Annotated in this window: 15 protein-coding genes; 6 read left to right on the top strand and 9 right to left on the bottom strand. The window is 70.3% G+C overall.

Translation table 11 applies throughout. The features are described 5' to 3' along the window. Positions 1 to 260 precede the first annotated feature (260 nt). Positions 261 to 2,207 carry an ABC transporter family substrate-binding protein gene (locus tag LY13_RS22645; protein ID WP_253830577.1) on the bottom strand — a complete coding sequence of 649 codons (1,947 nt, stop codon included), beginning with the start codon at positions 2,205 to 2,207 and terminating at the stop codon, positions 261 to 263. Between the two features lie 250 nt (positions 2,208 to 2,457). Continuing rightward, on the bottom strand, positions 2,458 to 4,368 hold the full coding sequence (gene typA, locus LY13_RS22640) for a translational GTPase TypA (RefSeq protein WP_253830576.1): 1,911 nt from the start codon (positions 4,366 to 4,368) through the stop codon (positions 2,458 to 2,460). Positions 4,369 to 4,658: 290 nt separating this feature from the next. On the opposite strand from typA, the gene LY13_RS22635 reads away from it, so the two are divergent. The 3 genes from LY13_RS22635 (at position 4,659) to LY13_RS22625 (ending at position 5,893) form a co-directional block, all read left to right on the top strand. Then, complete coding sequence (locus LY13_RS22635; protein ID WP_253830575.1) at positions 4,659 to 4,847, top strand: hypothetical protein; 189 nt, start codon at positions 4,659 to 4,661, stop codon at positions 4,845 to 4,847. A 305-nt stretch (positions 4,848 to 5,152) separates the two neighbouring features. Next, a complete protein-coding gene (locus tag LY13_RS22630; protein ID WP_253830574.1) occupies positions 5,153 to 5,551 on the top strand; it encodes a hypothetical protein in 399 nt (132 codons plus the stop codon). A 120-nt stretch (positions 5,552 to 5,671) separates the two neighbouring features. Then, entirely contained in the window at positions 5,672 to 5,893 is a 222-nt protein-coding gene (locus tag LY13_RS22625; RefSeq protein WP_253830573.1) for a hypothetical protein, read from the top strand. A gap of 66 nt (positions 5,894 to 5,959) precedes the next feature. Here the strand turns inward: LY13_RS22625 and LY13_RS22620 are convergent, their stop codons facing one another. The 6 genes from LY13_RS22620 to LY13_RS22595 all read right to left on the bottom strand — a co-directional run bounded on the left by LY13_RS22620 (position 5,960) and on the right by LY13_RS22595 (position 9,818). Then, the gene (locus LY13_RS22620; protein ID WP_253830572.1) at positions 5,960 to 6,253 is read right to left on the bottom strand and encodes a hypothetical protein; all 294 of its coding nucleotides are present in this window, start codon (positions 6,251 to 6,253) and stop codon (positions 5,960 to 5,962) included. A gap of 76 nt (positions 6,254 to 6,329) precedes the next feature. After that, positions 6,330 to 6,815: a hypothetical protein gene (locus LY13_RS22615; protein WP_253830571.1), complete on the bottom strand. Its 486-nt coding sequence runs from the start codon at positions 6,813 to 6,815 to the stop codon at positions 6,330 to 6,332. Between the two features lie 132 nt (positions 6,816 to 6,947). Continuing rightward, the gene (locus LY13_RS22610) at positions 6,948 to 7,247 is read right to left on the bottom strand and encodes a YciI family protein (RefSeq protein ID WP_253830570.1); all 300 of its coding nucleotides are present in this window, start codon (positions 7,245 to 7,247) and stop codon (positions 6,948 to 6,950) included. A 104-nt stretch (positions 7,248 to 7,351) separates the two neighbouring features. Further along, on the bottom strand, positions 7,352 to 7,744 hold the full coding sequence (locus LY13_RS22605) for a (deoxy)nucleoside triphosphate pyrophosphohydrolase (RefSeq protein ID WP_253830569.1): 393 nt from the start codon (positions 7,742 to 7,744) through the stop codon (positions 7,352 to 7,354). Positions 7,745 to 7,752: 8 nt separating this feature from the next. Further along, positions 7,753 to 9,060 (bottom strand): HAMP domain-containing sensor histidine kinase, encoded by a 1,308-nt coding sequence (locus LY13_RS22600; RefSeq protein WP_253830568.1) that lies wholly within the window; start codon positions 9,058 to 9,060, stop codon positions 7,753 to 7,755. 53 nt (positions 9,061 to 9,113) lie between these two features. Beyond that, positions 9,114 to 9,818: a response regulator transcription factor gene (locus LY13_RS22595; protein WP_372493879.1), complete on the bottom strand. Its 705-nt coding sequence runs from the start codon at positions 9,816 to 9,818 to the stop codon at positions 9,114 to 9,116. A 167-nt stretch (positions 9,819 to 9,985) separates the two neighbouring features. Here LY13_RS22595 and LY13_RS22590 point away from each other — a divergent pair, with 167 nt between their 5' ends. Genes LY13_RS22590 through LY13_RS22580 form a run of 3 tightly spaced genes read left to right on the top strand, consistent with a single transcriptional unit; the run spans position 9,986 to position 12,896 of the window. After that, complete coding sequence (locus LY13_RS22590; protein ID WP_253830567.1) at positions 9,986 to 11,041, top strand: sigma-E factor regulatory protein RseB domain-containing protein; 1,056 nt, start codon at positions 9,986 to 9,988, stop codon at positions 11,039 to 11,041. Then, a complete protein-coding gene (locus tag LY13_RS22585) occupies positions 11,038 to 12,024 on the top strand; it encodes an ABC transporter ATP-binding protein (RefSeq protein ID WP_253830566.1) in 987 nt (328 codons plus the stop codon). The genes LY13_RS22590 and LY13_RS22585 overlap by 4 nt, the downstream gene beginning before the upstream one ends. Next, positions 12,012 to 12,896, top strand: a complete 885-nt coding sequence (locus LY13_RS22580; RefSeq protein WP_253830565.1) for an ABC transporter permease — start codon at positions 12,012 to 12,014, stop codon at positions 12,894 to 12,896. The genes LY13_RS22585 and LY13_RS22580 overlap by 13 nt, the downstream gene beginning before the upstream one ends. Positions 12,897 to 13,156: 260 nt before the next feature. On the opposite strand, the gene LY13_RS22575 is transcribed toward LY13_RS22580, so the two are convergent. Further along, positions 13,157 to 13,463, bottom strand: a 307-nt coding sequence (locus LY13_RS22575) for an integrase core domain-containing protein (RefSeq protein ID WP_253830564.1), incomplete at its 5' end; no start/stop codon positions are given.

The raw sequence follows: 13,463 nt of genomic DNA, 5'->3' as shown, positions 1-13,463 counted from the left end.
GCCGGAGCATATGACACGCCAAGCCACTCGTTTGGCGCATATGCGGAGGAACGCTAGGAAGATGAGGCACTGCGAGTCACCATCTCCCTAGGGATCGTGACCAAAGGGTGACTTCCGCCTAGCGTCCGGACATCCACTTCTTACGTTCGGTAAACATTTGCCGCCCACCGAGTGGCATGTGAGGAGCAATGTAAACCCTGAGGCGCAAGCACGGGTATCGAAACCCCGGAAAGGTCCGGCGGGCGTCCGGGCCGCCCGGCTCACTTCTCGCCGCGGCTCCACTCGACCGCCGACGCGAAGGGTCCTGCGGGCATCGGTGCGGTTCGCACACCCTCGACGTCGGAGGTGACGGCCACCGTGTCAGCGGGCTGGAACAGCGGGATCGTCACGCCGGCCTCCCACAGGGCCGGTTCGACCGTCCGCAGCACCTCGTCGAGCGGCTTCGAGCCGGTCAGCGCATCGACGACGGCAGGCTGCAGCTCGGGGTCGCAGTATCCGGCGGGATTCGCGGGCCGCACGGGGCCGCCTTCCTCATCGCCGCTCTGCGCGCTTTCGGTTTCGTCCGTCGCGGAGCCGGATTCGGATTCCTGGCCGGTTCCGTCGCCGGATTCGCCGGATTCCGCCGCGCCGTCCGCAGAACCGTCACCGGTCCCGCCGGGGGTGCGTTCTTCGGAGCGACCGTCGGCCGATTCCGTACTTTCGTCGGTACTTCCTTCCCCGGAACCGTCCTCGTCTTCTCGGCCGTCGGCACCGCCGGTGACGAGCGGGGCGCAACCGTAGGACGAGGCGAGCGTCGACGCCGGATCACCGCTGACGGGTCGGCCGACGACGGCGATGTCGACCTGCACCGCACCGTCGGAGTTCTCCCCCGGTGCCAGCAGGCGGTTGAACAGCTCCCGCGACGATTCCGGGGTCGTGTCCCTGACCTCGATGCCCGCTTCGACCAGCTGGCGCGTCAACTCGTCGGCGACCGCCTTGAACGGTTGTCGCTGGCCCGGCGCGGCCAACGCGAGTGACAACGGCTGCCCATCGCGGGTCCAGGTGCCCGCGACGCGCTCGTAGCCCGCCTCCTCCAGCAGCCTGCGCGCCTTGCGCGGTTGCGGATGCAGCGGCGACGCGTTCGCGGGCAACGTCGCGCGGTAGTCGGTGTCCGAAGGGGCCCGGACGTGTGCCCCCGCTCTGTCGTGGCCCGACGGCCCGCCCTCGGCGCCTGCCTCGATGAGCGCGTCCCGGTCGATGAGGGCCTCGACGGCTTCCCGCACCTGGTCGTCGGCGAGCGTGGCCACCGGTCGCAGCAGCGTCGAGACCACGTAGGGCCGCGGCACCTGCGACACGGACACGTCGTCGCCGAGCCCGTCGAGACGCTGCCTGCCCGTCTCGTCGGTGCCGACGACGGCCAACTGGTCCGTACCACTGCCCAGCGCCCCCGCGAGGGCCGACGGATCGGTGCGGCGGAGCACGACGCGGTCGACGGCGGCGGGCTCCTCCCAGTACCGCTCGTTGCGTTCGAGGACGATCTCACCGCGTGCCGAGTCGACCGTCGTGATCGCGAACGGACCGCCGTAGGCGGGGAAACTGTCGCTGAGGGCGTTCTGCCAGCCGCCGGGAACGTCCTTCATCAGGTGCTGCGGCAGCAGGTGGTCGAACAACGTCCGCCAGCCCGGGTACGGCTCGGAGAACTCGACGTCGACACGTTTACCGCCGTCGGCGGGGCGGATCTCGGAGATCAGCCGGTATCCCGCGGCGCCCACGACGCCGGGTTGGGACGTCATCGCGTCGTGCAGGTAGACGAAGTCCTCGACGGCGATGGGGGCACCGTCCGACCAGGACGCGTCGGGGCGGATCCGGTACGAGACGGTGAACGGATCGTGCGCGGTGACCTCGGCCGAGCGCATGAGCCGCTCGTCCAGCACCCGCCTGCCGTCGTCACCCTTCCGGAAGACCGACGGCAGCAGCATCGTCGCCAGCGCGTGGGTCGTCGTGGACTGGTCCGCCAGGATGTGCGGGTTGTAACCGCCGCCGATGGAGTCCACGGCCACAGCGATGTCCGAGCTGTCACCGGGCGCCGCCTTCGACGTCTCCGCGACGGGTGAGCTGACCACCGGTGGGGGCGGCATGTTCGTACACGCCGTCACCAGCACGGACACCAGCGCGAACACGAGCACGGCCGCCTTCCGGCCTGCTCGCCCCCCAACGATCGCGCGCACCTGCCGCTACTCCCCTCGCGTGTCGCAACATCCGGCGCGAAACCCACCACCGGACCGGCTCGAGCCTGCCAGACCGGATGTCAACTCGCGGCAAGGCCACCATTGCCGACGCACGACCGGGTCGAGTGGTTCCCCCGATCGCGGTCCCGCCGTGGCCGACGGCTCCGCGGCCGCCTGCGGATCCGCACCCCGGTGCGTGCCCGGACTTCCCCTCCCGTCCGGACACGCACACCCGCGGCAGCCGGCTACCTCAGGAGCGGTCGCGGGCCTTCGCGCGCGAACGCTCCTTGGCCCGCTCCGGGCCGTCGAGGGTCATCTTGCGGACTCGCACGACCTTCGGCGCGACCTCGACGCATTCATCGCTCGAGCAGAACTCCAGCGCCTCCTCGAGACCGAGCTTGCGCGGCCGGGCGAGCCGCTCCAGCTCGTCGCCGCTGGCCGAGCGCATGTTGGTGAGCTTCTTCTCCTTGGTGATGTTGATGTCGAGGTCCTCGGCACGCGGGTTCTCGCCCACGACCATGCCCTCGTACACCTCGGCACCGGGCTCGACGAAGAACTCGCCGCGGTCGGCGAGCTGCAGCATCGCGTACGTCGTCACCGGGCCCGAGCGGTCGGCGACCAGCGAACCGGAGTTCCGCGTGCGGATCTCGCCCGCCCACGGGAAGTAGCCCTCGAAGACGTGGTTGGCGATGCCGGCACCACGGGTCTCGGTGAGGAAGTCCGTGCGGAAGCCGATGAGACCCCGCGAGGGCAGCACGTACTCCAGCTTGATGCGACCCGTGCCGGAGCCCTCCATCTCCTCCATGCGGCCCTTGCGCGCCGCGAGCAGCTGGGTGATCGCACCCATGTACTCCTCGGGCGCGTCGATGTAGAGGCGCTCGAACGGCTCGTGCAGCTTGCCGTCGACGGTCTTGGTGACCACCTGCGGCTTGCCGACGGTGAGCTCGAAGCCCTCGCGGCGCATCTGCTCGACGAGCACGGCCAGCGCCAACTCGCCGCGGCCCTGCACCTCCCAGGTGTCGGGGCGCTCGGTGGGCAGCACGCGCACGCTGACGTTACCGATGAGCTCCTGGTCGAGCCGCGACTTCACGAGGCGTGCGGTCACCTTGTCGCCACCGCCGCGGCCCGCCAGCGGGGAGGTGTTGACGCCGATGGTCATCGAGATCGCGGGCTCGTCGACGCTGATCCGCGGCAGCGCCTCGGCGTGTTCCGGGTCGGCGAGCGTGTCGCCGATGGTGATGTCGGGGATGCCCGCGATCGCGACGATGTCGCCCGCGGTCGCCTCCTGCGCGGGTACGCGTTCCAGGGCCTGCGTCACCAGCAGCTCCGAGATCCGGACCTGCTGGATCTCTCCCCCTTCGCGGATCCACGCAACGGTCTGCCCCTTGCGGATCTTGCCCGCGTAGACGCGCACCAGCGCGATCCTGCCGAGGAAGCTGGACGCGTCGAGGTTGGTCACCAGCGCGCTGAGCGGCGCGTCCGGGTCGGCCGCGGGCGGCGGCATGTGCTCGAGCAGGGTGCCGAACAGCGGGTCGAGGTTCTCGCTGGCGGGCGCCTGCCCGTCGACGGGACGTTCGAGGCTCGCGCGCCCGTCGCGGGCGGCCGCGTAGATCACCGGCATGTTCAGCACGGCGTCCATCGCCTCGTCGGTCATGCCGTCGACGTCGCCTGCGAGTTCGAGCAGCAGGTCGTGGGTCTCCTCCACGACCTCGGCGATCCGCGCGTCGGCCCGGTCGACCTTGTTCACCACGAGCACGACCGGCAGGCCCGCTTCGAGGGCCTTGCGCAGCACGAACCGCGTCTGCGGAAGCGGGCCCTCGCTCGAGTCCACGAGCAGCACGACGCCGTCGACCATCGACATGCCGCGCTCGACCTCACCGCCGAAGTCGGCGTGGCCCGGGGTGTCGATGACGTTGATCGTCACCGGACCGTCCGGGGTGTTGCGGCGGATGGCCGTGTTCTTGGCCAGGATCGTGATGCCCTTCTCCCGCTCCAGGTCCCCGGAGTCCATGACGCGGTCCACCAGCTCGTCGCGCTCGTTGAACGCGCCCGACTGCCGCAGCATGGCGTCCACCAGCGTCGTCTTGCCGTGGTCGACGTGAGCCACGATCGCGATGTTCCGGAGGTCTGTCCTGACCTTCTCGGAGGTGAGTGCAGGCACGCGAGAACTCCTGATACGAAAAGAGGGTTGAGGGGTGACCTGCGCCGTCGCAGCGACACCAGGTCTTTTCCCAGCGTACCGGCGGCGCCGATGTGCCCGGCGCCACACCTCGTGACCGTCGTCGCACACGCCGCCCCGCCAGGCCGGACGCCCCGCGATCGCGGCGACCGCGTCCGAACTCCGGGTTACGGCATTCGTGTGAAGCGTGCTACGACCGCTCCGTGTGACGCCCAGAACGTCGGTCCGAGCCGGATACTGGTACTTGAACGACGACGAGAGGAGGGCATGCCATGACGGTCGACGTGATCAACGTTACCCGCGACGAGCTCGTCGCGGATCGAGCCACTCTGCTGGCCCAGCTGGGGCTGACTCACGACGAACTACGCAGGCGCGTCATCCGCGAAGCGGCGACGGTCGAGGAGCGTGACGCCCTCGACCGCCTGGACGAGATCGCCTTCCTCCTGGGCGAGTGGGCGTGACCTTCGACCTCGACGACAACGCGATCGAGTTCGCCGAAACCCTCCAAAGCCTGCTGGACAACGTCCTACGGCACCCCACCGTCAGTAGCCGATGGCCTGCGACGACTGAAGATCGTTCCACTTGAGGATCGGTGAGTGATCCGGTCCGCCACGAAGCCGGAGAAAGGGCCGCTGCCCATTCATCACGACGAACGGCACGTGGCCAACCTGCGGATCGAGTTCTATTGCGAACCGGACCAGGATCGCCAGTCCTCGCGGTGCGAAAATCGACGTTTCAACTGTCCTCGGTCCAAGAGGGCACACCGTTGCTGCGGCTGGACTACTTGCACGTGGCCCATTCAACGCCCGTCGCGCACTGGACCGTCCATGCCGAACGTGGCGCGACCTCGGTACTGCTCGCTCGCTGCAACCCGCGGCACGAAGGCTTGCTTTCACAGGTCCATATTCCCGTCGGCGGCCCCCGGTACCGCCCGTGTCTGGAAGACTTCCTCGAAAGGCTGGTCGTCGAGTTCAACATCGACGCACGACCCGGGTGGGAGAACGCAGTCGAGAACGGGCGCCAGACGTGGCGCGAAACCCAAACGCGTGCGGTTGTACGCGACTCACCGGAGATCGCCGCCGAGGTGCTGCGCAGACAGGGTTACACCGTCACAGCGGCAGCCGATCCACCGGCCCAGAATCGGAGCATGCTTCGTGCGCGGTAGGTACAACCAGCTGCCCCCTCCGGGCCATCACCGGATTGTTGTGCGCAGTACCACACTTCACAGGAACTGAGGTTGGCCTAACCTAACAGGGGCAATCGACGTCGCCTCTGGAGCGTGCCCGTGGGCAAGAAGCACAAGTCCGGCAAGCACATCAAGGCCAGCACCAAGCTGGCGGTGGCGCTCGCACAGGAGGACGACCCGAAGTCCGCCGTCCGCGGCATGATCAAGGCGGGTCAGCTGAAGAAGAAGTGCTGCAAGTCGAAGCCGCGGTGCAAGAAGTGCCCGGTCATGGCGTTGCAGACCGCCAAGACGATGCGGTCGAAGGTCTCGAAGGCCGCCTGACGACCCCCGTCGGGGCCCAGGTCGGTGGCGGCCGGCCGTCACCGAATCACCGACGGAGTGCGCGTGTCACTCCGTTGCCTTGGGATGTCCAGTTCCTGCGAAAACGACCCACACGGTGCGCCGTTCGACATCGATCGCGTACCAGACCCGACCGCCCGCGGTGACCTCGTACTGCCAGCGGGGAAGAGGTCTTCCGCCGATCTCGACCGTGCCGAGGGTTCCTTTCAGCGGCATGTGCCGCCGGGACCGGTCCCCGCCCGGGTTGGTCCGCATCTGCTGCCACGCACGTGTGGTGTTGGCCGGCGCCTGGCGCTGCAACTCGTCCCAGCCCTTGACCGCCGGACCGGTAGCGAACCGCACCTCCCATTCCGAGCCTTCGGGCGGCGGCGGTGACGATCCGGGTGGGGCGGCGCGACCCGGTCGCCTCGTTTCGGGCTCACGCCTGCGTCTCGGGAACCGGTCCGAAGTCACCTGCCGGTGCGTTCAGCTGCTCGATCAGCTCAGGGTCGGCCCAGACGTTGGCCGTGTTGCGCCATTCGTTGATCACCTGCAACACCGGGGCCGGGTTCTGATCGATCCCGTCGGCAGCCTCGAGCGTCTCGACCAGCTCGACGACGAAAGCCTGCACATCCTCACGGGGCAGGAACCGCACCCACGGGAACGCGGTGGGCACGACCTCCACAAGCAGTCTCCGGGCACGCTCGTCGTCCCGCATCATGGCCACGAAGAGGCTCGTCGTGGCGGACATGACCTCGTGCTCTTCCCTCTCGCGCTCTTCGGTCTTGAGCACCAGGTCCCCGTCGGCCGCGTCTCGCCGACGAATCCGCACGGCGCGCCCCGGCGCGGCCTCGACCGCATCCGCGACGACATGGCTGCGCCGGGACAGGTCGGAGTAGTTCATCTCAGGGAGAGCACCAGCCATAGGTTACATATTAGTTCAGAACTCGCGGAGGGTCGAGCAATGCCTCGCCGTCGAGGCCGGCGACCCGCGCGAGACCGCGGTGCTCCGCCCGGGCGGGTCGGCGTCCGTCCCGCTCGGCTCCCGTGCTCGGCGTCAGCCGGCCAGCAGCTCGTTGATCCGATACAGCTCGTGGCAGGTGCGGCTCGCGGAGAACTCGATGACCTCGTACGAGGCGAGGTGCTGGACCGACAGCGGGTCGGACGCCAGCATCGCGTCGAGCTTCAGCCGCGACATCGGCCGCGTGATCATCACTTCGCCGCGGTGCAGATCCCTGCGCCCCGAAGCGATCAACCGCTCCTGCTCGTACTGCTTGGTGAGCCACTCGGAATGGTCCGGGAGGGCGTAGTCCACGTCCGACACCGGAGCCGTGTAGGTGACCAGTACTACGTACATACCTCCACGGTAGGCCGCTCAGACCCCCGACGCAGTGCCTCGACGGCACGGCGTCCCGCAGCGCAACGCCGACTCTCCACACCGCGTGTCCTGCACTCGGGCCGTCACGGTCGGGAGAGCAGAGCCTCCAGGTCCGGAACGAGTACACGGTCGGCGGGCAACCAGTCGACGCAGGCCACCTCGTCCGCCGTGACCCAGCGCAGCGCCTTGTGCTCCACCGCCCGCGGCTCGGCTCCGCCGCGCAGCGCCGCCGCATGGATCCGCAGCACCCGGCCGCCCGGCAACGGCACGTCCGGGCCCACCCGTTCGCCGACGGTGACGTCGACCCCGAGCTCCTCGCGGCACTCGCGGACGAGCGCGGCATGCTCGGTCTCGCCCGGTTCGACACGGCCGCCCGGCAGTTCCCACAGCCCTGCGACGTCGTCGGGGTAGCTGCGCTGGGCGGCGAGCAGCCTCCCGTCGTCGACGATCGCCGCGCCGACGATCACCCGTTCCATGTCGCTCCTCACGGTCGGCGGTCGTGCCTGCGCCAGCTCACTTCGAACCGGGCGCCGCCGTCCGGCGATTCGCCCACGACGACGCGTCCCCCGCGTCTGCGGACCGCCTCGGCGACGAGCGCGAGTCCGAGCCCTGTGCCGCCGGAACTGCGCGCGCGGTCGTCGGAGGCCCGGTAGAACCGGTCGAACACGTGCCCGCGGTGTTCCGGGTCGATGCCGGAGCCGTCGTCGTCGACGACCACGCGCACCCACGCGCGGGTGGCGAGCACCGACACGACGATGCCGCTCGTCGCGTGCCTGCAGGCGTTGCGGAGCAGATTGTCCAGCACGAGTTCGACCTCCGACGGAGCGGCCAGCGCCCACGCCGACGGCACCAGTGCGCTGACCCGCACGTCGGGCTCCTCGGCGCCGACCCGCTCGACCGCCGCGCGCACCTCCGTCACCAGCTCGACGGGTTCGGCGGCGGGCACCTCCCCCGCGTCGGCCCTGGCGAGGGTCAGCAGCCCGTCGAGGAGCGTCGACAGCCGCTCGGTCTCGACCAGGATGTCGGCGAGCGTCTCCTGCGCGAGGTCACCGTCGGAGGCCGCGACACCGACCTCGGCCTGCACACGAATCGACGCCACCGGCGAGCGCAGTTCGTGGGCCGCGTCGCCGGTGAACCTCCGGAGCCGCTGCCCGACCTCGTCGTAGCGGGCGAGCAGCCCGTTGAACTCGGCCGCCAGCGCCCCGAGCTCGTCGGCCGAACCCGGTTCGGGCAGCCGCCCTCCGCTCGGCAGTGCCCGCACCGACCGGCGCATCCGGCCCACGGGACGCAACGCCGCACCGGTCACGAGCCACGTCACGACGCCGACCAACGCCGCGGCCGCGACGGCGAGTCCGAGCAGCAACCGGCCGCCGTCGGCGATCGTCGCCGTGACACCGGCCAGCGGGGCCTGCGCCGCGACGAGGCGTTGCGCGCCGTCCGGTGCCGTGGCCACGGTGCCCGCCCAGCGCACGGGCACCGCGTCACCGCGGCCGTCGACGGTCACGGCGAGGCCGGCCTTGAGGTCGCCGACGTGGTCGTCGCCGAGCGCGGGACGTGCGCCGCCGTCGACGGGTTCGCCCGCCGTGTCGAGGACGCGGATCCGCAGGCCGTCCGACGTGGACGGGGTGGCACCGGATGCGACGGCACGCGTGCCCGTCGCCACGGCTGCCCGCAGGTCCGCGTCGACCCCGTCGAGCAGCCACGGACCCACGAGCCGCCCGGCCACGAGCGCGAGACCGACCAGGACGGTGGCCGCGACGGCGGTGGTCACCGTCGTGATGCGCAGGCGCACACTTCTCCTGCGCCACCAGCGACGCGGGCCGCTCGCGCGACGGGATGTGTCCGTCACGCGCCCGTCACGCGTTCCGCTTCGGGGTCGCCTGCGATGTACCCGTGGCCGCGCACCGTGCGCACGAACGCGGTTGCGCCCACCGCGTCCAGCTTGCGCCGCAGATACCCCACGTACACCTCGACGACGTTGCGCGTGGCCGCCCGCTGATCGCCCCACACGGCCCGCAGCAACTCCTCCTTGGTCACGACCGTGCCCGCCCTGCCTGCGAGCGCATCGAGCAACGCGTACTCGCGGGGACTGAGCGGCACCGGTTCGCCGCGCCAGTACACCTCGCGGCTCCCGCGGTCGAGCACGAGCGGTCCGATCCGTAACTGTCCGTGGGCGCCTTCGGCTGCGGCGCGCCGCAGCGTGGCGCGCACCTGCGCCACCAGCACGACGAACGAGAACGGCTTGACGACGTATCCGTCGGCACCGAGGTCGAGTCCGTCCGCCTGGTCGATCTCGCCGTCCTTGGCCGAGATGAGCAACACCGGCGTCGTGACGCCGTCCGCACGGAGGCGTTCGAGCACGCGGTACCCGGACAGGCCGGGCAGCATGATGTCGAGCAGCACGACGTCGAACGCCCCGGTCCCGGCGAGGTTCAGCGCCGTCGGGCCGTCGGCTGCCACGGTCACGTCCATCCCCTCGGCGCCCAGCCCTCGGCTCAGCGCCTTGCGCACGCCCACTTCGTCGTCGACGACCAGTACTCGCGGTTCCACATCTGTCAGGATGCCGGTTTCCCGGCCCGAGCGCGGGATCTCTCAGCGGCTTCTCAGCGCGGCGAGCCTTCTCAGCCCGGTCTCAGCGGCGACCCCGAAGACTCATCGGTGTCAGGAAACGCCGGTGACTGGGAAACTGGCGGCAGCTCGGGTGACGAGGAGGACTCGTGAACACGAAACGGAAAGCGGCGACGGTGGCGGTGGCGGGCACGGCTGTGGGTGCACTCGGCATGGGACTGCTGGCGATGCCCGCGGGAGCGGAAAGCGCTCCCGAACTGCCCGAGGTCGGGGCGCAACAGCTCGTCGGCTCGGTGCTGAAGGCGGAGCCGCCCGCGATGTCGGGCACGGCGACCGTCGACAACCAGCTCGGGCTCCCGGCGATGCCGGGCATGCCGGCACTCGACGCGCAGTCGGCTCGCGTCTACTACGACGGTGACGGCAGAGGCCGTGTCGCGCTGGAACAGCAGTCGAGCGAGATGACCTACGTGCTCGGCGAGCGGGAGTTCTGGTCCTACGACTCCGCGGCGGGCACGGCGACGCGTGCCGAGCTCCCGGCCGAGGCCGGCGCGAAGCACCGCGCCCCGAAGGCGAACGGCGCCGATCCCGCGAAGGCCGCCACACAGGTGGTCGACAAGCTGAAGGAGTCGTCGAACGTCTCGGTCGACGGGACGGCACGCGTGGCGGGCCGCGCCGCGTACGAACTGGTGCTGACGCCGAAACCGGACGAGCGGACGCTCGTACGCGAGGTGCGCGTCGCTGTCGACGCGGAGAAGCGGTTGCCGCTGCGGCTGTCCGTGCTCACGCACGGCACGACCGACCCGGCGTTCGAGATGGGCTTCTCCGAGATCGAGTTCGGTCCGCAGCCGGACCGGCTGTTCGAGTTCTCCCCGCCGGAGGGCACGAAGGTCACCGAGCCCGAGGGCGACCGGCCGGACGGACCCCGTGGTGACGCCGAGGGCGCGCCGGAGCTCGAGGTCACGGGCGACGGCTGGGACACCGTCGCGGTCGGACGCGTGCCGCAGGAACTGCGCGAGCGCGCCGAGAGCGACGGCGTGGACGTCAACGGCATGCTCGAACGGTTCGGCAAGCCCGTGCAGGGCGAGTTCGGCTCCGGGCACGTCATCGAGACCCGCATCGGCACCGCGCTGATCACCGACGACGGCCGGATCGCGGCGGGCGCCGTGCCTCAGCAGGTCCTGCAGCAGACGCTGGAGAACCGGTGACCGCCCAGGCCGAGCCCGCAGTGGCGGGTCCCTCCCTCCAGGAGGGGCCCGCCCTCGCGGCCCGCACCCGAGGACTGCGTAAGACCTACGGCCACACGGTCGCGGTCGACCACGTGGACCTCGACGTCCCCGAGGGCGCGGTGCTGGGAATGCTCGGTCCGAACGGCTCGGGAAAGACCACGACGATCCGCATGCTGCTCGGCCTGGTGCAGCCGACCGAGGGCGAGGTGCAGCTGCTCGGCCACGCGATGCCGGACCGGGCGGCCGACGCGCTGCCCGATGTCGGGGCGCTGGTGGAGGGGCCCGGGTTCCACCCGTTCCTGTCGGGACGGGAGAACCTGCTGCGCCTCGCGGCCGCGGAACCACGGCTGACGGCGAAACGGATCCCCGCGGCTGTCGACGACGCGCTCGAACGCGTCGGCCTGACCCGCGCGGGCGGCCGCCGCTACCGCGGCTACTCGCTGGGCATGAAGCAACGACTCGGACTGGCGGGCGCACTGCTCGTGCCGCGCAGGCTCGTCGTGCTGGACGAACCCACCAACGGGCTCGACCCCGCGGGGACGCGAGAGATCCGGTCGGTCATCGCCGACCTGCACCACGACGGCGTCACCGTGCTCGTCTCGTCGCACCTGCTCGCCGAGGTGGAGGCGACCTGCACGCACGTGGCGGTGCTGAACGAGGGCACGCTCGTCGCGCAGGGCGACCTGGCCGAGCTGCTCGAATCCGAGTCGCCCGGCCTCGAGGTGTCCACACCGGACGCGACACCGGCGGTCGAGGCCCTGCGCGCCGCGCACCTGACCGCCCGGCCGACTCCGGACGGTGTGCGCGTCGAACTGACCAGGGCCACCGCACCCGACGTGATCGCCACGCTCGTCGGCGCGGGCGTACCGGTGCACGAGGCGCGGCGCAGCCGCACCGGACTCGAGGACCTGTTCGCCCGGCTGACCCAGGACAGTGAGGAGGCGCCGACATGGACGTCATGACGACACCGGCTCGGCGCACGGCCCCCGTGTCGCGACTCGTACGGGCCGAACTGCGCTGGATCTTCCGCAGACCGCGCACCCTCGCCGTGCTCGGCCTGCTCGCCCTGATCCCGGTGATCATGGGTATCGCACTGGCGGTGTCCGATCCGACGGCACCCTCGGGCGGCGGCCCGGGCGGTGGTCCCGGTGGCGGCCCCGGTGGTGGCGGCGGCGGGCTGTTGACGACGGCTGCCGGCAGCGTGCTCATCCTGCCGATCGCCGCGCTGGCGATGACGTTGAGCATGCTCCTCCCGCTGGCCGCCGCGATGTCCGGTGCAGACGCACTCGCGGGCGAGACCTCCACCGGCACACTGCGAGGATGGCTGCTCGCACCGGTCAGCCGTGGCAGGCTGTTGCTGGTCAAGGCACTGGGCGTGGCGACGTTCACGCTCGTGGCGGCCACCGTGATCGCGATGACCGGAATCCTCACCGCGCTCGTCATCAACGGGGCCGACACGCTGTACACGCTGTCGGGCACGACGCTCTCGCTGCCGGACGCGTTCGGCCGCATCGCACTGGCCGTGGCCTGGGTGACGCTGCAACTGTGGGCCGTCGGGGCGATCGCACTCGCCATCTCGGCACTGACCGAACATCCGATGGTCGTGCTCGCCTCGGTACTCGGCGGCATCATCGTGTTCACCGTGCTCGGCAGCCTCGACGCCCTGTCCTGGCTGCACCCGTTCCTGATCACCGAGGTGTGGTGGTCGATCGTCGACGTACTGCGCGACCCGATCCCCACGGGCGACCTGATCGGCGGCGCACTGAAGGCCGCGTGCTACCTGGCCATCGGCGGATCGCTCGCCTATGCCCGGCTGGTGTCGAAGGACGGGTGATGCGGGGCTGCGGGTGAAGCGGGGGTCGACCGTATTCCGGGGTTTCGGTGAGGCTTTTCGCGTGGGGATTTGCGATGAGGGGTTTTCGGGGCGCGTTCCGTTGACGGAGCGCGCCCCGTTCTCCGGGGTCGTTTCGTGTTCCCGGGGTTTCGCTTCGTGGGACGGCCGGGTTCCGGGGGCGGCCGGGTTCCGGAGTTCGCCTCTCGCGGGACCACTGAGCTGTGTCAAAGATTTTGGACAGTTCCTCTGGTTTCTGCTGGTTAGGCCGCTGCTGTTGCGGGGGCGTGGTGGGCTTGTAGGGCTTCGGCTGGGGTTCGGTAGCCGAGGCTGCTGTGCAGCCGTCTGCGGTTGTAGAAGACCTCGATGTACTCGGCGACGGTGAATCGCGCCCGGGCCCGGGTCTCGTGCCGGCGGCGGTGATAGCACTCGTTTTTCAGGCTCGCGAAGAACGACTCGGCGGCGGCGTTGTCCCAGCACACGCCGGTGCTGCCCAGGCTGGTGGTGACCCGGTTCTTCTCGCAGTAGCGGGCAAAATCCGACGCGGTGTATTGCGCACCGCGATCGGAA

This window comes from Prauserella aidingensis, from assembly GCF_024171865.1.
In the GTDB taxonomy this organism is placed as follows: domain Bacteria; phylum Actinomycetota; class Actinomycetes; order Mycobacteriales; family Pseudonocardiaceae; genus Prauserella; species Prauserella aidingensis.
This window is presented reverse-complemented; position numbering and strand designations above follow the sequence as displayed.